The following is a 26,623-nucleotide window of genomic DNA, read 5'->3' as shown; positions in this document are numbered from 1 at the left end:
TTACGGCTCAAAGGGTGGGGAGGGGGCGGCCGCGCCGCGCTTCGTCGGTGGCGACGTAGGTCAGCGTGGCTTCGGTGACCTTGACGATCTCGGCGTCCAGGCGCTGGCGTTCCGCGTAGACCTCGACCGACACCGTGATCGAGGTCGTGCCGGTCTTGACGATGGAGGCGTAGAAACTGAGCAGGTCTCCCACGAACACGGGCTGCTTGAACTGGAAGGCGTTGACCGCGACGGTGGCCACGCGCCCGGCGGCGCGGCGCGCCGCGGGAATCGAACCAGCGATGTCCACCTGGGACATGATCCAGCCGCCGAAAACGTCCCCGTGGATATTGGCGTCCGCCGGCATCGGCATGACGCGCAATACCGCGTCGCGGTCGGCGGGCAAAGTCGTGAAAGGGGTTTTGGTGCTGGAGGTCATGCGGCCGACTCCACTGCAAGAGAACCAGCCGATTATGCAGGAAAAACGAGACAGCCGCGTGCGTGCGCGAGGTCCGCCGAGGCGCTTTGCCGCGGCGGACCGGGGATCAGTAGGCCAACTTGACGATAGCGTAGCCGCCAACCAACAGCCAGGCGTACAGAATCAGGCCCAGCGCCATCACGCGGGGACCGGCCTTCCGGATCTGGGCGAAGCGGGTTTCGATGCCCAGGGCCGTCATGGCCATGGTCAGCGCGAAGATGTCTAGGCGGCGGATGGCGGCCACGGCGTCGGCGGGGATGATATTCAGCGAATTGACGATGGCCAGCACCAGGAAGCCGACCGCGAACCAGGGGATGGGCAGCTTGGCGCCCTTGCCCTGTCCGCCGGCGTGCGAGGCCGCGCTGCGCAGGTACATGCCCAGCACCAGCAGGACCGGCACCAGCAGGGCGACGCGGGTCATCTTCACGATGGTGGCGACTTCGGTGGTGGCGGGGTCGATGTTGCTGGCGGCGCCGACGACCTGGGCCACCTCGTGGATCGTGCCGCCGATGTAGATCCCCAGCGCCTGGGTATCGAAATTCAGCCAGCCCGCGTGGTAGAGCACGGGGTACAGGAACATCGACAGGGTACCGAAGAGCACGACGGTCGCGACCGCCACCGCGCTCTTGTGCGGGGCGGCCCGCAGCGTGGGTTCGAAGGCCAGGACGGCGGCGGCGCCGCAGATGGCGCTGCCGGCGGCGGTGAGCATGGCGGTGTCGCGATCCAGCCCCAGCAGGCGCTGGCCGACTACCGTGCCGATCAGCAGGGTGCCCAGCACCACCGCCACCGAGACGGCCAGGCCGGGCAGGCCGACGGCGGCGATCTGCTGGATGCTGATGTTCAGGCCGTAGAAGGCCACGGCGATGCGCAGCAGGCGCCGGGCGGTGAAATTCACGCCCGCGCCCCAGTCGGCGGGCATGGTGCCGCGCAGGAAATTGCCGTAGAGCATGCCGCAGACGATGCCCACGACCAGCGGCGAAAAGCCCAGTTGGCGGATGGCGGGCAGGTCGGCGAGCTGCATCACCGCGCCGGCCATCAGCCCGACGAACAGCACCCCGTTGAGCTTGTCCCGCCAGGGCGTCGCGGCCGGCGGCGAGGCGGGGGTGGCCGGGGTGGCGGGCAGGGGGACGGCGGTGCTGGAGGAATTGCTCATGGTTGGCCTTGGGGCATATCTAAATAACTACACGAAATATTAATTTCCGGCCTACTATTTGAAAAATTGTTATTTCAGATATGTAATATCAGGAATTACGATAATTAGCCCGATATGACCCCAGACCAGCTACTGACCTTCGCCTGCGTGGCCGATACCGGCAACATCAGCCGCGCCGCCCAGGTCCTGAATCTGTCCCAGCCCGCGGTATCCGGCCAGTTGCGCATGCTGCAGGAATGGTTCGGAGAACCCCTTTACCGCCGCAGCGGCCACGGCATCGCGCTGACGGAGGCCGGCGAGCGCCTGGCCGAGCAGGCCCGGCAACTGCGCCAGGTGTACCGGCAGGCGCAGGCCGTGCGCGAGTCCTGGCGCGGCCTGGAGACGGGCGCCCTGCGGCTGGGCGCCAGCACCACGCCCGCCAGCTACCTATTGCCCGGCCTGGTGGCGGATTTCCGCCACGCCTTTCCCGCGGTCAGCCTGCATCTGTCCGACGGCAACACGCGCGAGATCGTCGAGCGCCTGCCGGCCCTGGACCTGGCGTTCATCGAGGGGGACGTGCCGGCGGGCCTGCCCGCGGACACGGCGGTGCACGCCTGGCGGCAGGACGAAGTAGTGGCGATCGTGCGGGCGGACCATGCCCTGGCGGGCAAGGGGGCGGTGACGCTGCGCGACCTGGCCGCTTCCGCCCTGGTCATGCGCGAACCCGGCTCGGGCGTGCGCCGGCTGGTGGAGCGCGCGTTCGCCGACGCCGGGCTGGCGCCGTCGGTGGGCCTGGAACTTGCCGGGGTGGAAGGTGTGAAGCAGGCGGTGCGCGCGGGCCTGGGGGTGGGCTTCGTGTCCGTCATGTCGATGCGGCACGAAGACGGGGCGCTGGCGGCCCTGCGCCTGCTGCCCAAGCCGCTGACGCGCACCTTGAGCATCCTGGTGCCGCACGCGGACGCCGCCGCCCGCGCCGCCGAGCGCTTCCTGGCGATGTGCCTGGCGGTCGGCGCGCCGGACGGCGCGTAGCGATCAGGCCTTGGCCAGGCGCTTGAGGGCCAACTGGACCCAGTACGTGCCGCCCAGCGGCAGCAGTTCGTCGTTGAAATCGTAGCTGCCGTTGTGCAGCATGCAGGGGCCCAGGCCGTGGCCGCTGTCGCGGTGCTCGCCCATGCCGTTGCCGATCCAGACGTAACAGCCCGGCAGTTCCTGCAGCATGAAGGCGAAATCCTCCGCACCCATGGTCGGCTGCACGTGATCGTTGACGTTGGCCTCGCCGACGATGTCGCGCAGCACGTCGGCGCAGAACGCGGCTTCTTCGGGATGGTTGATGGTGGGCGGATAGTTGCGCTGGAATGTGAATTGCACTTCGCAGTCCATGGCCGCGCAGGTATGGCGCGCGATCTCTTCCATGCGGCGTTCGATCAGGTCCAGCACGTCCAGCGTGAACGTGCGCACGGTGCCGCGCAGTTCGGCGTGGTTGGGCACGACGTTGTCGGCGCTGCCGGCGTGAATCTGGGTGATGCTGAGCACGGCCGCGTCCAGCGGATTGCGGTTGCGCGTGATGATGGTTTGCAGCGATTGCGCCAGTTGCACCGCCGCCATGACCGGGTCGATGCCCAGGTTGGGCATGCCGGCGTGCGTGCCCTTGCCCTTCACGACGATGGAGAATTCGTTGCTGGACGCCATGATGGGGCCGGGGGTCAGGCCGAACTGGCCGGACTTCATGCCGGGCCAGTTGTGCATGCCGAACACGGCCTCCATGGGGAAGCGCGTAAACAGGCCGTCGTCGATCATGCGCCTGGCGCCGCCGCCGCCTTCCTCGGCGGGCTGGAAGATCACGTAGACCGTGCCGGCGTAGTCGCGGTGCTGCGACAGGTAGCGCGCCGCGGCCAGCAGCATGGCGGTGTGGCCGTCATGGCCGCAGGCGTGCATCTTGCCGTCGTTCTTGCTGGCGTGCGCGAAGGTGTTGGCCTCTTGCATGGGCAGCGCGTCCATGTCGGCGCGCAGGCCCACGGCGCGGTCGCCGGGGAGGTTGCCGCGGATGATGCCGACCACGCCCGTGCCGCCCAGTCCGCGATGGATCTCGATGCCCCATTCTTCAAGCTTCGCGGCCACCACGTCGGCCGTGCGGAATTCCTCGAAGGCCAGTTCGGGATGCGCGTGGATGTCGCGCCGGATCGTGGAAATGTCGCGATGCCACGCGACGATGGGTTCGAGGAGTTTCATGGGCGCGTGCTCGGGCGAAAATAAGGGAACGCAACAAGGGTATCATCAATCAAAAACCAATTTAATGGAGACAACTACCATGACGCGTCCGTGGCTTGCTCATTACCCGCAAGGCGTTCCGGCGGAGATCTCGACCGAGAAATACTCCTCCCTGGCCGACCTGCTGGACCGGGCCTGCAAGCAATACGCCTCGCGCATCGCGTGCACCGCGATGGGCAGCGACATCACCTACGCGCAACTGGATGCCCATGCCCGGGCGTTCGCCGCCTGGCTGCAAAGCCTGGGCCTGCCCAAGGGCGCGCGGGTGGCGTTGATGATGCCCAACGTGCCGGCCTACCTGGTCTGCATGCTGGGCACGCTGCGCGCCGGCCTCGTCGTGGTCAACGTGAATCCCCTGTACACGGCCGAAGAGCTGCAGCGGCAGTTGCTCGACAGCGGCGCGTCCGCCATCGTCATCCTGGAGAACTTCGCGCATACCCTGCAGCGCGTGGCGGACCGGGGGCAGCTCGAGCACATCGTCGTGACCGGGCCCGGCGACCTGCTCGGCGGGCTGAAGGCGCCGCTGGTCAACCTGGCCGCCCGCTATATCAAGAAGATCGTTCCCGCCTGGCGCATCGACGGCGCCCGCATGCTGCCCAAGGTGCTGCGGGACGGCGCGGGCCGGGCGTTCACGCCGCCGGCCCTGTCGATGGACGACGTGGCGGTGCTGCAATACACCGGCGGCACCACCGGCGTGCCCAAGGGCGCCATGCTGTCGCATCGCAACCTGACGGCCAATGTCCTGCAGACCGAGGCGGTGGCGCAACCCGTCGTGCACGACCTCGCGAGCCAGCAGCTCACCATCATCAGCGCGCTGCCGCTCTACCACGTGTTCGCGATGACCGTGTGCGGGCTGTACGGTTTGCACGCGGGCATGCGCAACGTGCTCATCATCAATCCGCGCGACCAGCCCTCGCTGATCAACGCGTGGCGCAAGGTGCCCATCAACGTGTTCCCCGGCGTCAATACGCTGTTCAACGCGCTGGCGCACAACGAGGATTTCGCGCGCCTGGACTTTTCCGCCCTGCGGCTCACGCTGGGCGGCGGCATGGCGGTGCAGCGCCAGGTGGCCGAGCGCTGGCTGGAAATCACGGGCAGGCCGCTGGTCGAAGGCTACGGCCTGTCCGAGACCTCGCCCGTGGCGACGGTGAACCCCACCAACGCGACGGCGTACTCGGGATCCATCGGCCTGCCGCTGCCGTCCACCGACGTGGCGATCCTGGACGACGAGGGCCGCGAGGTGCCGCTGGGAGAGCGCGGCGAAGTGTCCATCCGCGGGCCGCAGGTCATGCTGGGGTACTGGCAGAAGCCCGAGGAAACGCGGCAGTCCATGACGGCCGACGGCTACTTCCGCTCGGGCGACATCGGCATCATGGACGAGCAGGGCTACACCCGCATCGTCGACCGCAAGAAAGACATGATCGCCGTGTCCGGCTTCAAGGTCTATCCGAACGAAGTCGAGGCGGCCGTGGCGCAGCATCCGGGCGTGCTGGAGTGCGCGGCGATCGGCGTGCCGGACGAGCATTCCGGCGAGGCCGTCAAGGTGTTCGTGGTGAAGAAGGACCCGTCGCTGACCGAGGCGCAGATCCAGGATTGGTGCCGGGAGAAGCTGACGGGCTACAAGCGCCCGCGCTTCGTGGAATTCCGCGACGAACTGCCCAAGAGCAACGTGGGCAAGATCCTGCGCCGGGAATTGCGGCCCGACGCCGCCGCGCCCGAGGCGGGCAAGCCGGCGTAACGTCCGGTCAGTCTTTCTTGTCGAGGTGCGGCGCGATCATCTCGTGCAAGGCGCGTTCGATGGCCCGGTTGCCGGCCACGACGCGCCCGCCGATGGGCCAGGGGTCCTGCTGGTGCATGTCCGAGCAGGCGCCGCCCGCTTCGCGCAGGATCAGCGTGCCGGCGGCCACGTCCCAGGGCGCCAGCCCCATTTCCCAATAGCCGTCATAGCGGCCGCAGGCGGTCCAGGCCAGGTCGAGCGCGGCCGCGCCCATGCGGCGCACGCCCCGGGCGCGGTTGATGGCGTCGTGCAGCATGGGCATGTACTGCGCGGCGAACGAGAAGTCCCGGAACGGAAACCCGGTGGCGAGGACCGCGTCTTCGATCGTCTGCGTGAGCGAGCACTGGATGCGCCGGCCGTTGAGCCAGGCGCCGAGCCCATGGACCGCGGTGAAGAGTTCTTCGCGGCTCGGGTCGTAGACCACGCCGACCACGGGCGTGTCTTCCGCGAGCGTCTCGTCGGCCGAGACAGCGGAGCCCGCGTGCGCGATCAGCGCGATCGACACCGCGTAATGCGGGATGTCGTGCAGGAAATTGGTGGTGCCGTCCAGCGGGTCGATGTACCAGGTGGCGGCGCCTTGCGCCTTGCCGCCGGTTTCCTCGGCGACGATGCCGAACTTGGGAGTGCGGGCTTGCAGTTCCTGGATGATCGCGTCCTCCGCCTCGCGGTCCGCCTGGGAGACGAGATCGTTGCGCGCCTTGCGGTCGATCACGAGATCCGAGCGGCGATGCGCGTAGGATTGCAGGATGGCTGCGCCGGCATGGGCCGCTGTGACGGCCGCGTCGATCGCGGCGCACAGGTCGATGGGCGAGGCCAGCGAACGGGGCTGATCGTAGGTATCCATGAAACCAGTGTAAGCCCATGTATGCGTCAAACTCGTGGCAAAGGCCCGAAAACCGCCTTGCCGCGTGGCGTCCATCCAACGCAGGCGCGCCCGCCATCCGATAATTCGCGCTTGTTCCGATTCCGTTTGTTTTTGCCCCCCCATGTCCGTTACCTATGTTCCCCTGACCCCCGCGGTGGCCGAATTCGATGCTGACGGCCGGCTGTACAGCCCCGCCTACGGCGACGTCTATCACTCGCCGTCCGGCGCGCTGGGGCAGGCCGAGCACGTGTTCCTGCGCGGCAACGGCCTGCCCGGGCGCTGGCGCGGCCGCGGCGCCTTCACCGTCTGCGAGACGGGCTTCGGCCTGGGGCTGAATTTCCTGGCGCTCTGGAAGTCCTGGCGGGACGATCCCGAGCGTCCCGCTGCCCTGCACGTGGTGTCGATGGAAGGGCACCCGTTCGCGCGCGAGGACCTGGCCGCCCTGCTCGGGCGATACGCGCCCGAACCGCTGGCCGAACTGGGGCGGCTGCTGGCGGCCCAGTGGCCCGACCTGCTGCCGGGCCTGCACCGCCTGGAGTTCGAGGACGGGGCCGTCACGCTGACGCTGGGCTTCGGCGACGCGCAGGTCCTGGCGCCCCGGGTGAGCGCGCGCGTGGACGCGTTTTTCCTGGACGGCTTCGCGCCCGAGTGCAATCCCCGGATGTGGGCGCCGTCGCTGCTGCGGGACCTGGCGGGGCTGGCCGCGCCGGGCGCGACGCTGGCCACCTGGGCCTGCACCGGCGAACTGCGCCGGGCCCTGCAGGAGGCCGGGTTCAACGTGCGCCGAGCCCCGGGCTATGGCGGCAAATGGCACATGACGGCGGGGGAGGCCGCGGCGGAGGGCCGCGTGGCCGGGGCCCTGCGGCTTGCGGACGCCGGCCATGCCGTCGTCGTGGGCGCGGGACTGGCCGGGGGCGGCATCGCCGAGGCGCTGGCGCGACGCGGTTGGCGTGTGACCGTGATCGACGCGGGCCGGGCGCAGGGCGCGCCCGCGCACGTGGGGCATATCGCCGCGGCGCTGACGCCCGTGGTGGCGCGGGACGACAATGCGCGGGCGCGCCTGTCGCGGGCGGGGAGCCAGCGGGCCCTGGCGCGCTGGCTGGGCCTGGCCCCGGGGGCGGCGCCCCGCGTCTGCGGCACCGTCCAGCTCGAGCGCGACGCGGGCCGGTCCGCGGCGATGGCCGGCACCCTGGAGGCGCTGGCGTTCCCGGCGCAATGGGTGCGCCAGGTAAGCCGAGGCGAGGCCAGCGAACTGGCCGGCCTGCCGCTGGCGCGGGGCGGCGTGTTCTTTGCGCGGGGCATGCTGGTGCAGCCGGGCCGCCTGATAGAAGCCTTGCTGGCGACGCCCGGCGTGACGGTGCTGCCCGGCGTGGCGGCGCGCGTCGAACGGGCCGGGCAGGGCTGGCGCGTGCGGGACGCGTCGGGCGCCGAACTCGCGCAGGCGGATACCGTCATCCTGGCCAATGCGGCGGGCGCGCAGGGCGTCCTGTCCGCCAGCGGCCTGCTGGATCCGCTGCCGCGCGTGGCGCAGATGCATGCGCTGGCCGGGGAGGTCACGCTGGTGCCGGCGGCGGTCCTGGCGGGCGGGCCGCGCTGCATTGTCGGCGGGGAGGGCTATCTGCTGCCGGATACCGGCGAGGGTTGCGTCGCCGGCAGCACCTACGTGCATGGCGCCAGCGAGGCGCGGGTCGGCGCCGAGGGGCAGCGCGTCACTCTGGACAAGGCGGCCGGCCTGCTGGGCGGCAGCCATCCGGACTTCGACGCCCTGGTGCCCGGCAGCCTGCCGGGGTGGGCGGGATGGCGGGCGGTGCTGCCCGGACGCCTGCCGGCCGTGGGCGAGCTGCCGCACGCGCCCGGCCTGTGGCTCGCCATCGGGTACGCGTCGCGGGGCCTGTCGTGGTCGGCGCTGATGGGGGACGTGATCGCCGCGCGTTTGCAGGGCGAGCCGTCGCCGCTGGAAACGGACTTGGCCAAGCTGGTTGCCCCCCGCTGAAAAAAGCCGGGACGGACAGGGGGACGGGGTGCCAGGTGGCGTAGAATGCAGGAATTGCCAGGATTTGGCGCCAATTGGGCCTGAATTTGTGCCCGACCCGGCGTTTCGGCGGCCCGGCCGGCCTCTGCGCCCAGGGGCGATTGCCGGGGCTTTAGACCCCTTTTTTGGATGAGATGGCCGTCCAAAAGAGGGACCGAGTTTATTTCAAAGCCCAAATCCGTCAAAATAGCGTCTTTTGATGGTTTTTGGCTTAAGCCGGGGGATGCTCTGTGCCGCCCAAGTTCGACTTTGCCCATACTACCCAGCTCGATACCGTCGAGCTGCTGACGTCCCGCCCCAGTCGCATCGATTTCGACGCGGGCGATGGGTTGCACCTGGTAGTCGAGGCGCATGCGCCTGGTGTTTTTCGCCTGCGCTGCGGCGAGGCGAACCACCTTACCGATGACAAGCCCGGCGCGCGAGCGCGCGCCGTGGCGGAAATGCTGCTCGCGCGCCAGGAGGCCGTGGGCGAGGCGGCCATTTCCCCGCGCGACGACGGCGACGGCTGGCGGATCGCCCAGGGCGACGTCGTCCTGGAGATACTGTCCAATCCCGTGCGCGTGGCGCTCTACCGCAACGAGGAACGGGTGTTCGAGTCCGAGGTTTCCGCGCATACGCCCGCATTCGGGCACAACGCGCTGGACCAGGCCGAGGACGCCGTCTGGACGGCGGGTTTCGCGCTGCGGGCCGAAGAGCGCGTGTTCGGCCTGGGCGAGACCCCGGGCGACCTGAACCGCCGCGAGGAATCCGTGGTGTCCGACGACCCGGAACACCGCGCGCTGCCGCTGGCCTGGAGCCCGCGCGGCTGGGGCGTCTATGTGAACACGATGCGCCGCGTCGAGCATTCGGTGGGCGTCGCGCCCGCGGATTCGGCGTACCTGCTGACCGTGGACGACGCCGTCCTCGACCTGTTCCTGTTCGTGGGCGAACCCGGTGAAATCCTCAATCAATACACCGCGCTGACCGGCCGCGCCGGCCAGCCCTCGCTCTGGGCGATGGGCGCGTGGCTGCAGCAGGCCGCGGGCCAGATGCCCACCGAGACGGTGGCCCTGGTGGCGCGCATGCGTGAAAACCAGATTCCGGTCGACGCCGTGACGCTGGCGCAGCCGGCGGCCTGGGGTTTCCAGGCGGACAAGACGGTTTTCGAATGGGACGCCCAGCGCTTCCCGGACGCCAAGCAGATGCTGGCGCTCTTCCACAAGCACAACGTGCACGTCGCCGCGTCCGGCTTCCCCGGCGTGCTGAAGACCAGCCCGCTGTTCGAGGAACTGGAAGACCGCGGCTGGCTGCTGGCCAAGGACGACGGTTCGGCCCAGGTGTTCGACGGCAATGCCGCCACGTCGGGGCAGCCCTACGGCCTGCTGGACCTGACCTACCGCGACATCTACAACCTGTGGGTGGAGCGCCATCGCCAACTGGTGGAAGACGGCCTGGACGCGCCCGCGTGCGACGCCCAGATCGCCATTCCCGACGGCGTGACGGCCCGCAACGGCGAAACCGGCCCCGCGCTGCGCAGCATGTATCCGCTGCTGGTGCGCCGGGCGCTGTTCGACGCGGTCGCCGGCCTGAAGGTCCCGCCCGAGGGCGTGGTGCCCAGCTCCGATCTGTTCCCCGCCGCGCAGCGCCTGCCGTGGCAGGTGGGGCCGCAGGTCGAGAACAACTGGGAAGGCCTGCGCCATACCTTGCGCACGGCCCTGTCGATCGGCGCGAGCGGCCTGCCCGTGCAGGTGCACGGGATCGGCTCGGCTTCGCGCGACCGCGCCGGCATGACCCCCGAACTCTACCTGCGCTGGCTGACCGTCGGCGTGTTCTCGTCCAACTTCTCCTTCCAGGGCGTGGAAGGCTTGATGCCCTGGGACTTCGGCGAAGACACCCTGGCGCAGGCCAGGACCTGGATGCAGTGGCGCTACCGCCTGGTGCCCTATGTGCTGGGCGCCATCGAGGATTCGGCGCGCACCGGCCTGCCGGTGCAGCGCTCCATGGCCCTGTCGTTCCCGAACGACCCCCATTCGCACGACTGGGACCTGCAATACCTGCTGGGCCCGGCGCTGCTGGTGGCGCCCGTGACCGAGCCCGGCAAGCAGGTGCGCGTCTACCTGCCCAAGGGCGAAGCCTGGTGGGACCTGAACACGGGGCACCGCTACGAAGGCGGCACCACCTGGACGATCGATTGCGAACTGGGCCAGTTCCCGGTGTTCGGCCGCGAAGGGCACATGCTCTGTCTCGGACCGGCGGCCCAGCATACGGGCGAGTTCAATTCCGCCCGCATCCTGGACGAAGTCTGGATGTTCGGCATGCCGGTGCACAATCCGGTCGTCATGCGCAACAAGATCCGCGTGATGCAGATGCAGGGTTCCAGCTACATCAAGGGACTGGAGGGCTTGCGCATTTCTCCGTCCGAGGGGCTGGAGGTCAAGCGCCGCGGCGCGGAAGTCCGCATCTCGCGCGCGCGCTGAACACGCGTTAAACACGGCGCGGCCAGCCTGGAAAAACAGGTGGGCAGCCGGGAAGGTTCTCCTTCCCGGCTGCCCATTTCCGCGTTCTGGCCGGCCCCTTCCGGCGAGGCCGCCCGGCGGGAGTTCGAGCCTCTATATTACTTAAAGTTATTAAAAATGGAAAAAACGGTCGTTCTCTTTAGAAGAGAGAAGAGACAAAATCGCTTGCCATGATTCACATCGAGAACCTATCCAAGACCTATGCCACGCCGCATGGACAATTCCAGGCGCTGCGGGGCATCAACCTGCACATCGAGCAGGGCGAGGTCTTCGGCATCATCGGCCCCAGCGGGGCCGGCAAAAGCACGCTGGTCCAGTGCATCAACCTGCTGGAACGGCCCAACGAAGGCACGATCGCCATCGGCGGCCAGCCGCTGACGGGCCTGGGCGAAGCGCAGTTGCGGGCCCAGCGCCGCCGCATCGGCATGGTGTTCCAGGGGTTCAACCTGCTGTCGCGCCGCACGGTGTACGGCAACGTGGCGCTGCCGCTGGAAATCGCGGGCGTCGACAAGGCCGAGATCCCGGCCCGCGTCGAGCGCCTGCTGGCGCTGGTGGGCCTGGAGCATCTGCGCGACCGCTATCCCAGCCAGATCAGCGGCGGCCAGAAGCAGCGCGTCGGCATCGCCCGCGCCCTGGCCAACAACCCCGACGTGCTGCTCAGCGACGAAGCCACCTCCGCGCTGGACCCTGAAACCACGCACAACATCCTGGCCCTGCTGCGCGACATCAACCGCAAGACCGGCGTGACCGTGGTCATGATCACGCACCAGATGGAAGTGGTGCGTGAGGTCTGCGACCGCGTCGCCGTGCTGTCGCAGGGCGAAGTGGTGGAAATGGGCAGCACGCGCGAAGTGTTCGCGCAGCCCCGCCATGAAGTGACCCGCGCCATGGTGTCCGCCGCCACCGCGTCCGACCTGACCGACGCCACGCTGGCCGCGGTCAAGCAGCGCATCCAGACGCTGGCGTCGGACAGGCCGGGCCAGGCCCTGCGCCTGCTGCGCCTGTCGCTGGCCGGCAACGACGCGTCGGGCTCGTTCCTGTCCGACCTGTACAAGCAGTTTTCGCTGGACGTGGACCTGATCCAGGCCCGCGTCGAAGACATCCAGGGCGTGGCCGTGGGCACGATGTTCGTGCTGGCCCAAGGCGCGCCCGCCGCGGTCAAGGACGCGATCGCCGCCTTGACCGCCCGTGACATCACCGTAGAAGAAATCGCCCATGAGCCCGCAACTGATCGACCTGCTTATTACGTCGCTGCTTGACACCCTCCTGATGGTGGGCGTGGCCAGCGCGATCGCGGTGGCGGTCGGCATTCCGCTGGGCGTGGTCCTGACCGTGACCGCGCGCGGCAACATGCTCGAGAACCATTCCGTCAACCACGTGCTGGGCGCGGTCATCAACGCCACGCGTTCGGTGCCGTTCGTCATCCTGATGGTCGCCATCATTCCGTTCACGCGCTTCGTGGCGCAGACCTCGATCGGCACGACCGCCGCCATCGTGCCCTTGTCGGTCGCCGCCATTCCGTTCATGGCCCGCATCGCCGAGAACGCCATGCGGGAAGTCGACCCCGGACTGATCACCGCGGCGCGGGCCATGGGCGCGTCGCCCGTGCAGATCATCCTCAAGGTGCTGCTGCCCGAGTCCCTGCCCGGCCTGGTGGCCGCCACCGTCGTAACGGTCGTCAGCCTGATCGGCTATTCGGCGATGGCCGGCGCCATCGGCGGCGGCGGACTGGGCGACCTGGCCATCCGCTATGGCTACCAGCGCTTCCAGTCCGACGTGATGGCCGCGGTCGTCATCGTGCTGATCGTTCTGGTCCAGGTGATCCAGAGCCTGGGCGACCGCTACGTGCGCCGCATTTCGCATCGCTGAGCTTTCCTCCCCCCTTCCGTCATTCGGGATATTCGCAACATGAGCATCAAGGTTTTGAAGTCGCTGGCCGCGTTCGCCCTGGGCGCCGCCGTATTCGCCCAGCCCGCGCTGGCTCAGGACAAGCCGCTGAAGATCGGCGTCACCGCCGGCCCGCACGCCCAGATCTTCGACGTGGTGAAGCAGGAAGCCGCCAAGCAGGGCCTGAAGATCGAGGTCATCGAGTTCTCCGACTACGTGCAGCCCAACGTGGCGCTGGCCGCGGGCGACCTCGACGCCAACAGCTACCAGCACCAGCCCTATCTGGACAACGCCAATGCGGACCGCGGCTACAAGCTGGTCAGCATCGCCAAGACCGTGATCTTCCCCATCGGCATCTACAGCAAGAAGATCAAGTCGCTGTCCGAACTGAAGGAAGGCGCCCGCTTCGCGCTGCCGAACGACCCGACCAACGGCGGCCGCGCGCTGTTGCTGTTGCAGGCCAACGGCCTGATCAAGCTGCGTCCCGACACCGGCCTGAAGGCGACCCCGATCGACGTGGTCGAAAACCCGAAGAAGCTGCGCTTCATCGAACTGGATGCCGCCCAGTTGCCGCGCTCGCTGGATGACACCGACGCGTCGGCCGTGAACACCAACTTCGCGCTGGAAGCGGGCCTGAACCCCGCCAAGGACGCCATCGCCCAGGAGTCGCCCGACTCGCCGTACGCCAACGTGCTGGTCGTGCGCGAAAAAGACAAGGACCGTCCCGAGTTCGCCAAGCTGGTCAGCATCTACCACAGCCCGGCCGTGAAGCAATTCATCGAGACCAAGTACAAGGGCGCGGTGGTGGCCGCCTGGTAATCCCGGGCCTGCCCTCGCCATCCTGAAGAACGGCCGCCGCTGGCGGCCGTTTCGTTTGCCGCCCGGACCGCGCGTGTTGCATCCTTTTTTTGACAAAAGGCTTCAAGCACGCCATAATGTTTGGCTTCGGTCGGGCTGATAGCTCAGTCGGTAGAGCAGCGGACTTTTAATCCGTTGGTCGCGAGTTCGAGTCTCGCTCAGCCCACCACCCCCCGCAATACCTTGCAGCACCCAGAATCTACGCCGCCCTATCAGCGGCGTTTTTCTTTTCCGGCGCCAAATGCACGGCGCGTCCCGATGATATGCAATAGATTGCAATATTATTCGCCGCGAATCTGTAAAAATGCAATAAATGCATTCGCACGCTTTTATTAAGCGAGGTGCGCTCGCACCGACTTTGCGAATAGCGCTGACCGCGCTTCGCCCGCAATACGAAGTTTTTGCTTGATCGACGTTTTCTAGCAGCAGTACTGGCGGAAATATGGAGAGAGCATGAAACCCACTAAGCGGTCTTTTGGCGGATTCCCCACTCGAACGATACTTGGCGCGGCGCTATGCGCGGCCTTTGCAAATGCGCAGGCCACTGATTATCCAGGCTTGAACCTGACCACCGGCACGACAACGCTCGACGGTGGCGATAATGTCATCGTCGGCAGCGGAACCGCCATTCGAATAGGCGACGCGGCCTTGAACTTCGGGCCCGGAGCCATCAATGTGGACAGCGTGGCCACAGCCATTTTCAGTACCAACGGGGCGGCGGCAAATCTGGTTTTCCAGCCGGGCAACACCACCACCATATCGACGACCGCCACCACGTCCACCACCTACGGGATCCAGGGCAGCAACAACTCCAATACCACCGTCGATCTCCAGCAGAACTCCAACGTGACCATCCGGTCCGTCAACGGCATCATGCTGGGGCCAACGATCTCTGGCACCGCGAATCGTTTGCAGGTTGGCGACGGGGCGACGCTCAAGATAGAGGCGTCGGGCGGAACGTCGCCCAAGGGGCTGATGATCAACACCAACAATTCCGCCAGCATTGCCTCGGGCGGAACGCTGGACATCGACGTGGACGCGGGGAATTGGGCGCGCGCCCTGGAACTGTCGCTGCACATGACCTATGTGTCGGACAGCCCCGACAAGTTCACAGCGGCCGCGGGCTCCACGGTCCGGCTCCACACGGTGGGGACCAACGCGCAGGGGCTGTACATGCTGGGCGAGGGCAATGCCGTATTCAACGGGACGACCCGCATACATACCGAAGGCGCCGACAGCGCCGGTCTTTACGTATATCGCTACCTGAGCCCGGTCAGTGTGCTCACGGTCAACCCGCAGGGCGCCGACAACGCCACGATCACGACCGAGGGCGACCGCAGCTACGGCCTGCTGGCCATCAACGGCAGCCAGGTCACGCTTGGGAACGCCGTATTCACGACCTCCGGCCAAGCTGCGATGGGACTGTTCGGGACCACGGACAACGGAGCCGTCGCCACGCGGATCATCGCAAACCGGGTCGGCACGACCACCACCGGCGCGGGTTCCTTCGGCATTCTGGCCGACGGCGACGGCACTCACATCAGCTATGACAACGGCACGGTCAGCACCAGCGGCCAAGGCGCGCACGGCGTCGTGCTGACCGAAAACTCGGTCTTCGATGCCCAGAACAGCACCATCGCGGCCTCCGGCGCCGCCGCGTCGGGCCTGCTCTTGCTCGGCGCAACCGCGGGCTCGCAGCGCGCGGACATCGTGGGCGGTTCGATAACCAGCAGCCAGGCCTCCGCGATAGGCGTGGACGGAGGATCCGCAACCATCAATTTGACGGGCGCCCAGGTCTCGGGCGCGACCAACTGGCTGTACGTGACGCCAGGCGGCGTGCAGTCGACTTGGGGCGGGCTGCCCGTGGCTGCGCCGGATCCCACGCTGGATCCCGACATTCCGCCGCCGACTCTTACGCGGCCGGCCCGTTCTACTTTCGGTCCGGCGAACCTGACGCTGACCGCCACCAATAGCACGCTGACCGGCGCGGCGGTAACGCAGGCGGGTTCGACCTCCACCGTCAACCTGGTGAATTCGGTCTGGAATATGACCGGGAGTTCGAACGTCACCAATCTGCTCAATGACCCCAGCCTGATCGATTTCGCCGCGCCGGCCGGAGGCGTATATAAAACGCTTACGGTCGCCAACTACAGCGGCGACGGGACGATCGCGCTCAACACCTACCTCGGTACGGACGGCTCCCCCTCCGACAAACTCGTCGTCGACGGCGGCACGGCCACCGGATCCAGCAAGCTGCGCATCAAGAACACCGGAGGGCCAGGCGCGCTGACCCACGCCAATGGCATTCAGGTGGTGGACGCGATCAATGGCGGCAGCACGGACAATGGCGCGTTCTCGCTCGAGTCCCCGGTCACCGCCGGCGCGCATGAATACAAGCTCTATCGCGGCGGCGTGAGTCCCGCGGATGCCTCGAATTGGTATCTCCGGTCGGCCGAACTGGTGATAGACCCGGACACCGGCGAAGTCGAGGAAGTCCCCCTCTATCGCCCGGAGACGGCGCCGGCGGTGATCGCCCCGGAAGTCGCGCGTCAAATCGCAGGACGCATGCTGGATACTTTCCATGACCGGATGGGCGATCAATACGCCCTGCTGAGTTCGGCGGAACGCAAAGCCGGCTGGGCGCGCGTCATCGGGCAACGGATGAAGCAGGAATGGGCCGGCAGCGTGGAGCCCAAGTTCAGCGGGAATATCTGGATAGGCCAGGCCGGCGCCGATCTCCTGGAGCGGCAGCGCGACGACGGGCTGTCCGACCGGCTGGGCTTTTTCGGCTCTTACGGCCAGGCAAGCGGCAATGTCAGCGGCTTCGTCGAAGGCCGGCACGGGAATTCAGCGGGCTCGCTGCGGCTGAACGCCTACGGCCTGGGTCTTTATTGGACCCGTCTCAAGCGCACCGATTGGTATTGGGACAACGTGCTGATGGCCAACTACTACGACGGACGATCGCGTTCGGACCGCGGCGTGGGCGCCGACATGGATGGCTGGGGCCTGACCGCCTCCACCGAGTTCGGCTATTCGTTCCATCCGAGCCCGGACATCATGATTCAGCCTCAGGCCCAGTTGTTCTATCAATACACGGATATCGGCAATGCGAAGGACCAGTATTCAAGCATTCGATTCAGCGGCTCGGGAGCGGTGACCGGCCGGCTGGGTATCCTGGTGCAAGGCAATGCCGATAATCCGGACAAGATCCGGCCCTATGCGCGGTTCAACCTCTGGCGGCGGATGGGGCATGGCGAGACCGTCGTTTTCGGCGATTCCGACACGCTGCGCACGGAGTACGGCTCCACCTCGGCCGACGTCAGGGTGGGCCTGGTGGCTCCCGTCTCCAAACAGACCCAGCTCTATGCGTCGGCCGGCTACGGCTTCGACCTGGACGGAAACCAGCGCCAAGCCTATTACGGCAATATCGGGGTGCGCTACAAATGGTAGTTTGACGCCGGGGATTCCGGTCAGGACAGCTTGCGCGCCGGCATGGCCGACAGTTCGTTCAGGCTCAGGCCGCAGCCGCGGGCGCGCTCGGCCAGGGCTTCGCTGTGCGCCAGGGCGCGGTGGCTTTCGTCCAGCAGAACGTCCAACTGTTCTTGCAGGGTCGCCGCCATGGCCCAGGCGCGTTCGGCGAACAGGGCCGAGAAGCTGTCGACGCAGGTCTTGCAGATGGCCGTGCCGTTTTTCTCTAGCAGCGGCGCGCCCTGGGCGAGCGTCGATCGGCAGAATATACAGGCGAGGGCGCGGTTCATGCTTCTGGCGGCTCATCAACGGGTGGGCGGGAACGCGGACGCCGCGGAAACCGGCGTCCTGCCATGGACAACGGCGCGGATGGCGAACTCTTAAGCCGGACCGGAGGTTGCGGCCGCCGCGGGCCCTAGTCCACGAGGAAACCTCCCGGTCCGGAATGGCCCAGCAGCTCGCGGGCGCACTGCGCGGCCTGGCCGACGGTCGCGACCGCGAGGAACGGCAGGCCGAACGCGCGCGTCATTTTCTCGCCGCGCTTGCGGATCTTGTCCAGGGCCTCCGCGTTGGCCTCCACGGCGATGAACGCCCGGCAGCGGGCCTTCAGGCGCGGCATATTGGCGGTCTGCCATTCGATCATGGCCTTGCGGTCCGCCGGCCCGGCTTCCTGCCGTATGTCGGGCACCACCATGACGAAGGTCTGGGGGTTTTCCACCAGCATTTCCATTTCGCGGATCCAGGTGGCCGAGTAGCCTTCGGGCGCGCCGCCATGCCTGGACGTCACAATGGGGAACTGGGACAGGTCGTGGAAGAAAAACGCTTCGTGGTTCATTCGAATTCTCCTTTGGGGGGAATGGGCTCGAGCTGGCGGCAGCCGCAGCCGCCATAGAGCACGAGGCTGTAGGAATCCAGCAGGAAGCCGCTGCGCTTGGCGATTTTCCTGACCAGTTGCGCCATGGCGGGATCGCTGGATTCCAGGATCCGCCCGCAATGCGTGCAGACCAGATGGTCGTGATGGCCTTTGTCGTTGAGCTCGTACACGGTGGTGTGCGCGTCGAGCTGCGTCCGTTTGAGCAGGCCGACGCTTTCAAGTTGCGTAATGACGCGGTAAACCGTGGCCAGGCCGATATTGCTGTGGTCCGAGATAAGATTGCGGTAAATGTCCGCCGCGCTCAGGTGCAGGCCGGCGTGCTCGTGGAAAATGTCCAGGATCTTCATCCGGGGAAAGGTGGCCTTGATGCCGGCATGGCGCAGCCATGAGTGATCCATGAGGGGTCTCCGTCGGGGGCTGATGTCCTAGTGAGAATGATGTACATTTTCAAGAAGCTCCGCTCCGCGGAAACCGACAACCTGTAGCTCAAACTTGCCAACCATGCTTCACGTGGCTATTGCGCCCGCCTTGCCGGACGTCCTGCTGACGCCTTTCAGCGTCCAGGGGCGCCGCGAATCCAAAGGGATTGCCGTGCCCTCGCATGTCCATGACGAGGGCATGCTGGTGCTGGTGCACGCAGGGCTGGTGGTGGTGCAGGCGGGAGCCGAGGTCTGGACGGTGATGCCGGGCAGCCTGGGCTGGATTCCCCCGGGCGTGCGGCATGGGGCGAGGTGGTTCGGCGAGGCCCGCGGATCGTTCCTGTACGTGCGCCAGGATGTCTGCGCGCGCCTGCCGGCCCGCTGCCGCTCCTGGCCGTCGTCCAAGCTGATCGAGGCCCTGGTCGAGCGTTTCACGGGGGCGGGCGTGGAGACGGTGTCGCCGGCCTACCAGGCGCAGTTGTTCGACGTGCTGCTGGAAGAGCTCAAGCACCGCGAACACGAGGCCCTGCCGCTGCCCATGCCGGCCGATCCGCGCCTGCAGGAGCTGGCCCATACGCTGCTGGACACGCCGGACGATACCGCCGGCATCGACGAATGGGCGCAGCGGCTCAATATGTCGTCGCGCACGCTCATGCGCCGGTTCCGCCAGGAGACCGGGGTGACGCTGGGGCAGTGGCGCCAGCAGGCCCGCCTGTTGCGCGCCCTGGAACTGCTGTGCCGCGGCGGCTCGGTCACCGAAGCCGCGCTGTCCGTGGGATACGAGAGCACCAGCGCGTTCATCGGCAGCTTCCGCGCGGCCTTCGGCGCCACGCCCACCCGCTACCTGGCGGGCCGCGGATAGCGGAGGCCGCCGGTTCCTGGCCGGTTGAACGGCGGCGTCAGGCCGCGGCGGGCTGGTTGGGATGCATGGGAGGGCCCTGCGGGTCGTTCTCGGCATCCGGGCGGGGCGGCACCGGCGGCAGCCCCAGGGCCAGCCGCAGCCGCTGGCAGTCGGGGTTGGGCGAGCCGTCGGGCATCCAGATGTCGAATTCCCGGCAGGGCGTGGGGCGGTTTTCGTAGATGGCGCAGTGGATGCCGGGCCGGCCGAGTTCTCCCCGCAGCGAGATGCAGCGGCCGCCGCCGGTTTCGGTGCCTTTCATGCAGGCGCGCAGCGGACTCATCTGGGAGACCAGCTCCACGAGCACGTGGCCGCCGTTTTCGCCCGCCAGTTCGCCGCAATAGAACGATACGCGGAAGTGCGAGCAGCATGCTCCGCAGTCCAGACAGGGATTGGCGGCCGGGTCGTCGCCTGCCAGGACGGCGGGCGAGACGAAGGTGACGAGGCTGGAGTCGAGCAGGGACATGGCGCGAGGCGGTGCGAAAAACCTGTCCGGCCCCGGCCAGGGAGACGCAAGGCCCCGCGAGGCGCCGGAGCGCGCGCGGTCACGGCCGGCGCGGGATCAGGGCTGCAAATATTAGCTGGACATGAACCGCGGCCGCCACGTTTTTTTTGCGGTAGCATCGATGGCCCGACTGCGGCCAGGAGCCTGAATTGAACGCGAAAACCGAATTCCCGGACGGCCTGGCCCGTTGCGGCTGGGTGGATACCTCCGCCGAGTACATGGCCTATCACGATACCGAATGGGGCTATCCGGAAGCCGACGACCGCGCGCTGTTCGAACAGCTCTGCCTGGAAGGTTTCCAGTCCGGGTTAAGCTGGCGCACCATCCTGGCCAAGCGCGAGGCGTTCCGGCGCGGCTTTGCCGGCTTCGATCCCGCCCGGGTGGCGCGGTTCGGCGAAAAGGAGGTGCAGGCGCTATTGGCCGACGCCGGCATCGTGCGCCATCGCGGCAAGATCGAGGCCGTGATCAACAACGCGGCCCGGGCGCTTGAAATGATCGAGCGCGAAGGATCGCTGGGCGCCTACCTGTGGCGTTTCGAAGCCCCGTCGGGCGCGCCTTCCACCTACGGCGCGTCCACGTCGGCGCAATCCGAGGCGCTGTCCAAGGCGCTGAAGAAGCTGGGCTGGAAGTTCGTCGGGCCCACCACGGTCTATGCGTTCATGCAGTCCGTGGGCATGGTGAACGACCACAGCCCGGACTGCCATTGCCACCCGGCCAGCGCCAAGGCCCGCAAGGCGTTCAAGCGGCCGGCGTAGGGCTCAGCCCGCCTGTTCCTCCGGGACGGCTGCCCCCGGCAGGCAATAGCGCCCTTCCCGGTAGGCCCAGCTTGGCCACAGCGCATGCGCGAGCGCCTCGGCGGCCAGGGCGGGGTCCAGGGCCGCGGGCGCGTAGTCTTCGGGAGCGGTGTAGCGGTACTGCAAGGGCGTCTTGTTGGGCGCCAGCACCAGCAGGTCGTCTTCCTTCAGGTACCCGTAGGTGTTGTCGTACTGCATGATGGCCCGGCCCGGCGTGCTGCGGGTGAGGTCGTGCCCGATCATCGGGTGCTCGGTGTCCACGCCGATCAGCGACAACAGGGTCGGCGGCAGGTCGATCTGGCTGACCAGGCGGTCGTCGCGGCGCGCCGGGATGCCGGCCCCCAGGATCACGGCCGGGATATGGAAGTGCCGCACCGGCACCAGGCTGGCGCCGAAGACCCGGGAATCGTGGTCGGCGGCGATCAGGAACACTGTGTTTTCCCAGTAGGGCGCGGATTTGGCGCGTTCGAAGTAGCGGCCCAGCGCCCAGTCGGCATAGCGGACGGTGTTTTCCACTGTGGCCGGATTGCCTTCGGTCTGGATGCGGCCGGCCGGGTATTCCCACGGCGAATGGTTCGACACGCTGAAGGCGAGCGTGAAGGTGGGCCGGTCGCCGTCTTCGCGCAGCAGCCGGTCCAGTTGGTTGAACATGTCCTCGTCCGAGGCGCCCCAGGTGCCGACGAAGGCCGGGTCGACGAAGTCGGCGCGGTCCACGATCTCCCGGAAGCCATTGCCCAGGAAGAAGCCCTTCATATTGTCGAAGTGCGATTCGCCGCCGTAGATGAAGCGCGAATGGTAGCCGTGGCGGCCGAGCAGGTCGGCCAGCGAGAAGAAGCCCCGCTGCGAACGGGGCAGTTTCAGCACGGCTTGCGCGGGCGTGGGCAGGAAGCCGGTGACCACCGCCTCCAGGCCGCGCACCGAGCGCGTGCCCGTGGCATACGCGCGCGTGAAGGTCCAGGCGTCCCGCGCCAGCGCATCCAGCTCCGGCGTCAGGTTGGCGCCGCCCAGGGCGGCGCTGTACTGCGCGCCCAGGCTTTCCTCCAGGATGATCACCAGGTTGAGCGGCCGGGCCGTCTTGCGGGTGGCCGGCTGGCGGTGCAGGCTGGGGAACTCCGGGTTGGCGGGGGGATCGGGCAGGCCGGCCTGCGCCAGCACCAGTTCTTGCATCCTGTCGTCGTCCATGCCGCCGTAGACGTCCGAGGCGGACTTCTCGTTTTTCATGCTGTAGACGGCATAGAAGACGTTGTAGAGCGAATTCAGCGCCAGGGTGTTGAGCATGCCGTCCGAGCAATAGGCCACCGACGACGGGTTGATCGGACGGTGGCCAAGCGTGCCGCGGATGGCCAGGATGACGACCGCCAGGATCGCGATGCTGGCGATCGGCATCTGCCACCAGGCGAGCTGCGCATCCGGCTGCGCGTGGCCGAACAGGCCGTAGGCGCCCCAGCCGATGAGCGCCAGGGCGCCCAGGCCCCCCAGCAGCGCCGTCTTGTAGCCGCGCCAGAGCATGCCCGAGACTTCGCGGGGGTGCTTCAGGTATTCGACGAACAGGCGGTTGGGGCGGGTGTCGTATTCCAGGATGAAGGGCGGCGTGGCCACTTCCAGGAAGGCCAGCAGGATGAACGCGATCAGGTACCAGAACCCGGTCACGGCGGCGGCCAGCGGAAAGTGTCCCAGCAGCGGCGACAGCACGGCCGGCAGCGCGGCCAGCACGGCGATCTGGTGGGCGTCGATGCGCAACCCGCCCAGCAGCAGCGGCAGCAGGCCCCGGGCGTTGCGGACGCGCTGGAACTGCCAGGCGGCCAGCGCCAGGCGGCTGAGCGTCAGCAGCGCAAATGCCGCCGCCACGAAAATCAAGGTCGAATGCCGCATCGGGCCTCCAGGTTGTTCAGCGATCCGGCATGCAGGGCCGGCCGTTTCTTTCGTTCGGGCATTTGAACCGAGCCGGCGTCGAAAATTCGCTCAATGCCGGCGTGCCGCCCGTATCCCGTCGTCCGCAGCTATTTCGTTTTGTAACCGGCCGCCTTGCGGCCGGGCACGCGACATGCTGCGCAAACGCCGGGCGAGGCAAGCCGCGCGGCGCCGCCGGGGGAAACGGCTTGGAAAGATCCGCATACATTATGGGGCCGGAAAGCCCGGCCGGCGCTGCGGGCCGCGATACCCTTGACGAGTAGAGATGGCCGGCCGCGGTACGCCGGCCGCAATGGCAAGGATCATAACCATGACGCGCTCGAGAAAAATAGCGATCGGGATTGTAGGGGGAGCGGCGCTCCTCGTGGCGGTGCTGGCGGTGGGAATCGCCACTTTCGACTGGAATCGGGCCAGGCCCATGATCAACGAACGGGTCAGCGCCGCCATCGGACGCCCCTTCGCCATCAATGGCGATCTTGACGTCCAATGGCAGCGGCAGCCGGAAGAGGGCGGCTGGCGCGCCTGGGTGCCCTGGCCGCGCGTCATCGCCAACGATATCTCGGTGGGCAACGCGCCCTGGGCCAAGGCGCCCCGGTTCGCCACGCTCAAGCGCGGCGAGTTCAGCCTGGCGCCCTTGCCGCTGCTGCGCCAGCGCGTGGTCATCCGGCGCATCCAGTTGACCGAGCCCGCCGCCGATCTGGAACGGCTGGCCGACGGCCGCGCCAACTGGGAGTTCACGCTGCCCGAGACCGGCGAGCCGTCGCCCTGGGTCCTGGACATCAATGAAATCGGCTTTGACAAGGGCCGCGTGGGGCTGGTCGACGAGGTCCTCAAGGCGGATCTGGCCGTGCAGGTGGATCCGCTGGGCAAGCCGGTGCCGTTCGCGGACGTGGCGGGCGCGGCCTTCGCGGACGAAGAAGGCGCGAAAACCGCGCCGCGCGACTACGTGTTCGGCTGGACGGTGGCGGGCAAATACAAGGGGCTGCCCATCAAGGGCGAAGGCAAGGTCGGCGGCATGCTGGCCCTGCAGGACGACAGGCAGCCGTTTCCGGTGCAGGCGGACGTGGCGATCGGCGGCACCCGCGCGGCGGTCGCCGGCACCTTGACCGACCCCGTCAATCTGGGCGCGCTCGACCTGCGGCTGAAACTGTCGGGCGCGTCGATGGCCCAGCTATATCCGCTGACCGGGGTCACCCTGCCGGACACGCCTCCGTATTCCACCGACGGCCATCTGGTCGCCAAGCTGCGCAATCCAGGCGGGGCCGTATTCGACTACAAGGGGTTCAACGGCAAGGTGGGCAACAGCGACCTGCACGGCGACATTTCGTTCGCCCTGGGCGCGCCCCGGCCCAGGCTGACCGGCAAGCTGTCGTCCAGGCAATTGCGCATGGCGGACCTGGGGCCGCTGATCGGCGTGCCCTCGGGCAAGGTGGCGGGGGCGGAAACGGACAAGGCCAAGGACGCGCCCGCCAAGCCCAAGGGCGGCAAGGTGCTGCCCACCCAGGCGTTCCGCACGGACCGCTGGCGCGACATGGACGCCGACGTGTCGCTGGACGCCGGCCGCATCGTGCACGACAGCAAGCTGCCGCTGTCCGACCTTTCCGTGCACGTGGTGCTGCAGGACGGCAAGCTGACGCTGGATCCGCTGCGCTTCGGGATGGCGGGGGGAAGCATCGCCTCCACGATTCGCCTGGACGGCTCCGGCGCGTCCCTGACCGGCCGCGTCGAACTGCATGCGCGCCGCCTGAGGCTCAAGCAGCTCTTCCCCGCGACGGCCGCCATGCAGAAGACGCTGGGCGAATTGAACGGCGACCTGGCGGTGAGCGGCGCGGGCAACTCGGTGGCCGCGCTCCTGGGCACGGCCACGGGCGACGTGAAAATGCTGGTCAACGACGGCGTGATCAGCCGCAGCCTGATGGAGATCGCGGGGCTGAACGTGGGCAACTACGTCGTGTCCAAGCTGTTCGGCGACGACGAGGTCAAGATCAATTGCGGCGCCGCCGACCTGGAAATGAAAAACGGCGTCATGACGCCGCGCATCTTCGTGTTCGACACCGAGAACGCGCTGATCAGCATTACCGGCACGGCCGACTTCAAGAACGAGCAGGTGGACATGGACATCACGCCGGACAGCAAGGGCTTCCGCATCTTTTCGCTGCGTTCGCCGCTGTACGTGCGGGGCACTTTCGGTTCGCCCGACGTCGGCGTGCACGTGCTGCCGCTGGCGGCGCGCGGCGCGGGCATGGTCGCCCTGGGCGTGCTGCTCACGCCGGCGGCCGGCCTGCTGGCGTTGATCGCGCCCAGCACCACCGACGAGAACGCCTGCGGACCGCTGCTGGAGCAGATGCGCAAGCCGCCCAGGGCGCCGGCCCCGGCGAAGAAGTAGGCGGCTTCAGGCCGACGAGGCAATCCGCGAGCCGGCCTGGGTATTGTCGTCCGCCACGCAGACGGCGTTGCGGCCGTGGTTCTTGGCGTAGTAGAGCGCCTGGTCCGCGCGCTGGTAGACGGCGTCCAGCGTCGCGCCATGGTCCGGGTAGGCGGCCACGCCCGCCGAAATAGTGATGGGGGCGGGAACCGCGCCGTGCTGCGCGGCCATCCGCCGGCGCAGGCGCTCGACGATGGCGATCGCGGCAGCCATGGGCGCGCCCGGCAGCAGCATGACGAATTCTTCGCCGCCGGCCCGCGCCAAGGTATCGCCGCTGCGGGAGCCTTCGCTCATCAGCGTCGCCAGCGCCTGCAGCGCGCGGTCGCCGGCCGCATGGCCGTAGCGGTCGTTGATGGTCTTGAAATGGTCGATATCGATGGCCACGATCGCCACCGGCTCGTCCTCGGCCTGCAGCAGCGCCAGCGCCTCGTCCAGGCCGCGGCGGTTCAATAGGCCGGTCAGGGTGTCCGTCGTGGTTTCGCGGCGAAGGTCGCGGATCTTGTGATGCAGCGAGGCCAGCCCCATGAGCAGCGCGCGCTTGAGCTGGGCCGCCTCGAAGTACCACGAGCGCACCTTGCGGATCCGGTCGGCGGAATCGGGGTTCTGCATGTGCTTGGCGATGCTCGCCAGTTCGCCCAGGGGCCGGGCGATCCAGCGCGACAGCAGCCAGATGGACGCGACGGAAATCAGCAGCAGCGGCAGGGTGTTGCTGGCGGTGGCCATGAGCAGGGCGCGCAAAGGTTGCAGGGTGTCGTCGACGGGGCGTTGCGCAATGATGCTCCAGCCCGTGCTCGGCACCGGCGCGTAGCCCGCCAGCATCTCGCGGCCCTGGTCGTCGGCGTAGCGCATTTCGCCGGTCTCGCCGCGCCGGGCGGCGGCGAGGGCGTCGTTGTCGGGACTGGCGTGTCCCAGCCGGCTGCGGTCGGGGTGATAGATCAGCGTGCCGTTGCGGTCCACCACGTACAGCGAGGAATCGTCGCGGTAGAAGTGCTGGCCCAGCAGCCGGTCCAGCACATTGTCCTCGTGCAGGTACAGCGTGCCCGCGATGTAGCCGAGGTAGCGGTAGTCAGGGGAAAAGATGGGATGGGTGTACAGGATCAGCCAGCGGCCGTTGCGGGTCTGGAACGGTTCGCTGATGGTCGGGCGCCTGGCGGCCAGCGCGTCCCTGAAGGCGTCGCTGAGCAGATTCTGGCCCAGCAGTTGCGGGGACGACGTGGACACGGCCAGCACCTTGCCCTGCGGCGATACGACGTAGCTGGAATTGAAGTGGCCTAGCTGTTGTTCCTGGCGGCGCGTCTCCGCGTCCATCAGTTCCGGCCGGCTTTCCATGCCGGCCAGCATGTCTGCGCTATACGACAGATAGCGCTGCAGATCGGTCAGGAAGGTGTCGGTCGCGCTGGCCAGCTTGGACGCATAGGCCCGGTTGACCTCCAGCGTGTTGCGCAGCAGCAGGTCGCGCTGCACCAGATAGCTGGCGTGCAGGCCGCCCGCCAGCACCAGGATGACCGACAGCAGGCTGATCCACAGGATGAGGCGCCGCAGGTCGATGCGGAACATG

21 protein-coding genes and 1 tRNA gene are annotated in these 26,623 nt (G+C 67.7%); 12 read left to right on the top strand and 10 right to left on the bottom strand.

Annotated elements, in window-relative coordinates:
• Window positions 1-7 precede the first annotated feature (7 nt).
• Both AVE30378_RS02820 and AVE30378_RS02815 read right to left on the bottom strand, forming a co-directional pair.
• Window positions 8-418 carry an acyl-CoA thioesterase gene (locus AVE30378_RS02820; protein ID WP_129239251.1) on the bottom strand — a complete coding sequence of 137 codons (411 nt, stop codon included), beginning with the start codon at window positions 416-418 and terminating at the stop codon, window positions 8-10.
• A 106-nt stretch (window positions 419-524) separates the two neighbouring features.
• Window positions 525-1,610, bottom strand: coding sequence for a YeiH family protein (locus tag AVE30378_RS02815; protein ID WP_165360055.1), 1,086 nt, complete (start codon window positions 1,608-1,610; stop codon window positions 525-527).
• A gap of 114 nt (window positions 1,611-1,724) precedes the next feature.
• Here AVE30378_RS02815 and AVE30378_RS02810 point away from each other — a divergent pair, with 114 nt between their 5' ends.
• Window positions 1,725-2,618, top strand: a complete 894-nt coding sequence (locus tag AVE30378_RS02810) for a LysR family transcriptional regulator (protein WP_129239250.1) — start codon at window positions 1,725-1,727, stop codon at window positions 2,616-2,618.
• 3 nt (window positions 2,619-2,621) lie between these two features.
• On the opposite strand, the gene AVE30378_RS02805 is transcribed toward AVE30378_RS02810, so the two are convergent.
• A complete protein-coding gene (locus AVE30378_RS02805; RefSeq protein ID WP_129239249.1) occupies window positions 2,622-3,818 on the bottom strand; it encodes a M20 aminoacylase family protein in 1,197 nt (398 codons plus the stop codon).
• 79 nt (window positions 3,819-3,897) lie between these two features.
• Here AVE30378_RS02805 and AVE30378_RS02800 point away from each other — a divergent pair, with 79 nt between their 5' ends.
• Window positions 3,898-5,595: an AMP-binding protein gene (locus tag AVE30378_RS02800; protein WP_165360054.1), complete on the top strand. Its 1,698-nt coding sequence runs from the start codon at window positions 3,898-3,900 to the stop codon at window positions 5,593-5,595.
• 7 nt (window positions 5,596-5,602) lie between these two features.
• On the opposite strand, the gene AVE30378_RS02795 is transcribed toward AVE30378_RS02800, so the two are convergent.
• A complete protein-coding gene (locus AVE30378_RS02795) occupies window positions 5,603-6,478 on the bottom strand; it encodes an inositol monophosphatase family protein (protein ID WP_129239247.1) in 876 nt (291 codons plus the stop codon).
• 142 nt (window positions 6,479-6,620) lie between these two features.
• Here AVE30378_RS02795 and mnmC point away from each other — a divergent pair, with 142 nt between their 5' ends.
• The 7 genes from mnmC to AVE30378_RS02760 all read left to right on the top strand — a co-directional run bounded on the left by mnmC (window position 6,621) and on the right by AVE30378_RS02760 (window position 17,221).
• Window positions 6,621-8,492 carry a bifunctional tRNA (5-methylaminomethyl-2-thiouridine)(34)-methyltransferase MnmC2/FAD-dependent 5-carboxymethylaminomethyl-2-thiouridine(34) oxidoreductase MnmC1 gene (gene mnmC, locus AVE30378_RS02790; protein WP_129239246.1) on the top strand — a complete coding sequence of 624 codons (1,872 nt, stop codon included), beginning with the start codon at window positions 6,621-6,623 and terminating at the stop codon, window positions 8,490-8,492.
• A gap of 269 nt (window positions 8,493-8,761) precedes the next feature.
• Window positions 8,762-10,987, top strand: a complete 2,226-nt coding sequence (locus AVE30378_RS02785; protein WP_129239245.1) for a glycoside hydrolase family 31 protein — start codon at window positions 8,762-8,764, stop codon at window positions 10,985-10,987.
• Between the two features lie 209 nt (window positions 10,988-11,196).
• Window positions 11,197-12,285 (top strand): methionine ABC transporter ATP-binding protein, encoded by a 1,089-nt coding sequence (locus tag AVE30378_RS02780; protein ID WP_129239244.1) that lies wholly within the window; start codon window positions 11,197-11,199, stop codon window positions 12,283-12,285.
• Window positions 12,242-12,895, top strand: coding sequence for a methionine ABC transporter permease (locus AVE30378_RS02775; RefSeq protein WP_129239243.1), 654 nt, complete (start codon window positions 12,242-12,244; stop codon window positions 12,893-12,895). Before AVE30378_RS02780 ends, AVE30378_RS02775 begins: the two co-directional genes overlap by 44 nt.
• Before the next feature lie 39 nt (window positions 12,896-12,934).
• A complete protein-coding gene (locus tag AVE30378_RS02770) occupies window positions 12,935-13,732 on the top strand; it encodes a MetQ/NlpA family ABC transporter substrate-binding protein (RefSeq protein ID WP_129239242.1) in 798 nt (265 codons plus the stop codon).
• A gap of 132 nt (window positions 13,733-13,864) precedes the next feature.
• A tRNA-Lys gene (locus AVE30378_RS02765) sits at window positions 13,865-13,940 on the top strand.
• A 389-nt stretch (window positions 13,941-14,329) separates the two neighbouring features.
• Window positions 14,330-17,221 carry an autotransporter family protein gene (locus AVE30378_RS02760; protein WP_279636171.1) on the top strand — a complete coding sequence of 964 codons (2,892 nt, stop codon included), beginning with the start codon at window positions 14,330-14,332 and terminating at the stop codon, window positions 17,219-17,221.
• A gap of 20 nt (window positions 17,222-17,241) precedes the next feature.
• On the opposite strand, the gene AVE30378_RS02755 is transcribed toward AVE30378_RS02760, so the two are convergent.
• The 3 genes from AVE30378_RS02755 to AVE30378_RS02745 all read right to left on the bottom strand — a co-directional run bounded on the left by AVE30378_RS02755 (window position 17,242) and on the right by AVE30378_RS02745 (window position 18,511).
• Window positions 17,242-17,529, bottom strand: a complete 288-nt coding sequence (locus AVE30378_RS02755; protein WP_129239240.1) for a ClpX C4-type zinc finger protein — start codon at window positions 17,527-17,529, stop codon at window positions 17,242-17,244.
• A gap of 125 nt (window positions 17,530-17,654) precedes the next feature.
• Complete coding sequence (locus AVE30378_RS02750) at window positions 17,655-18,074, bottom strand: hypothetical protein (RefSeq protein ID WP_129239239.1); 420 nt, start codon at window positions 18,072-18,074, stop codon at window positions 17,655-17,657.
• Window positions 18,071-18,511: a Fur family transcriptional regulator gene (locus AVE30378_RS02745; RefSeq protein ID WP_129239238.1), complete on the bottom strand. Its 441-nt coding sequence runs from the start codon at window positions 18,509-18,511 to the stop codon at window positions 18,071-18,073. The genes AVE30378_RS02750 and AVE30378_RS02745 overlap by 4 nt, the downstream gene beginning before the upstream one ends.
• A 103-nt stretch (window positions 18,512-18,614) precedes the next feature.
• Between AVE30378_RS02745 and AVE30378_RS02740 the strand changes: the two genes are divergently transcribed.
• Entirely contained in the window at window positions 18,615-19,394 is a 780-nt protein-coding gene (locus AVE30378_RS02740; protein WP_129239292.1) for a helix-turn-helix domain-containing protein, read from the top strand.
• A 37-nt stretch (window positions 19,395-19,431) separates the two neighbouring features.
• Here the strand turns inward: AVE30378_RS02740 and AVE30378_RS02735 are convergent, their stop codons facing one another.
• Complete coding sequence (locus tag AVE30378_RS02735; RefSeq protein ID WP_129239237.1) at window positions 19,432-19,896, bottom strand: YkgJ family cysteine cluster protein; 465 nt, start codon at window positions 19,894-19,896, stop codon at window positions 19,432-19,434.
• Window positions 19,897-20,084: 188 nt separating this feature from the next.
• Here AVE30378_RS02735 and AVE30378_RS02730 point away from each other — a divergent pair, with 188 nt between their 5' ends.
• A complete protein-coding gene (locus tag AVE30378_RS02730) occupies window positions 20,085-20,690 on the top strand; it encodes a DNA-3-methyladenine glycosylase I (protein ID WP_129239236.1) in 606 nt (201 codons plus the stop codon).
• A gap of 3 nt (window positions 20,691-20,693) precedes the next feature.
• Here AVE30378_RS02730 and AVE30378_RS02725 read toward each other — a convergent pair whose 3' ends face one another.
• Window positions 20,694-22,601, bottom strand: a complete 1,908-nt coding sequence (locus AVE30378_RS02725; RefSeq protein ID WP_129239235.1) for an LTA synthase family protein — start codon at window positions 22,599-22,601, stop codon at window positions 20,694-20,696.
• 349 nt (window positions 22,602-22,950) lie between these two features.
• Here AVE30378_RS02725 and AVE30378_RS02720 point away from each other — a divergent pair, with 349 nt between their 5' ends.
• Complete coding sequence (locus tag AVE30378_RS02720; RefSeq protein WP_129239234.1) at window positions 22,951-25,026, top strand: AsmA family protein; 2,076 nt, start codon at window positions 22,951-22,953, stop codon at window positions 25,024-25,026.
• 6 nt (window positions 25,027-25,032) lie between these two features.
• Here the strand turns inward: AVE30378_RS02720 and AVE30378_RS02715 are convergent, their stop codons facing one another.
• Entirely contained in the window at window positions 25,033-26,622 is a 1,590-nt protein-coding gene (locus tag AVE30378_RS02715) for a sensor domain-containing diguanylate cyclase (RefSeq protein WP_129239233.1), read from the bottom strand.
• Window position 26,623: the final 1 nt, after the last annotated feature.

The organism is Achromobacter veterisilvae (assembly GCF_900496975.1).
Lineage (GTDB): Bacteria > Pseudomonadota > Gammaproteobacteria > Burkholderiales > Burkholderiaceae_B > Achromobacter > Achromobacter veterisilvae.
The sequence above is the reverse complement of the archived record's forward strand: the minus strand, read 5'-3'. Positions and strand labels throughout refer to the sequence as shown.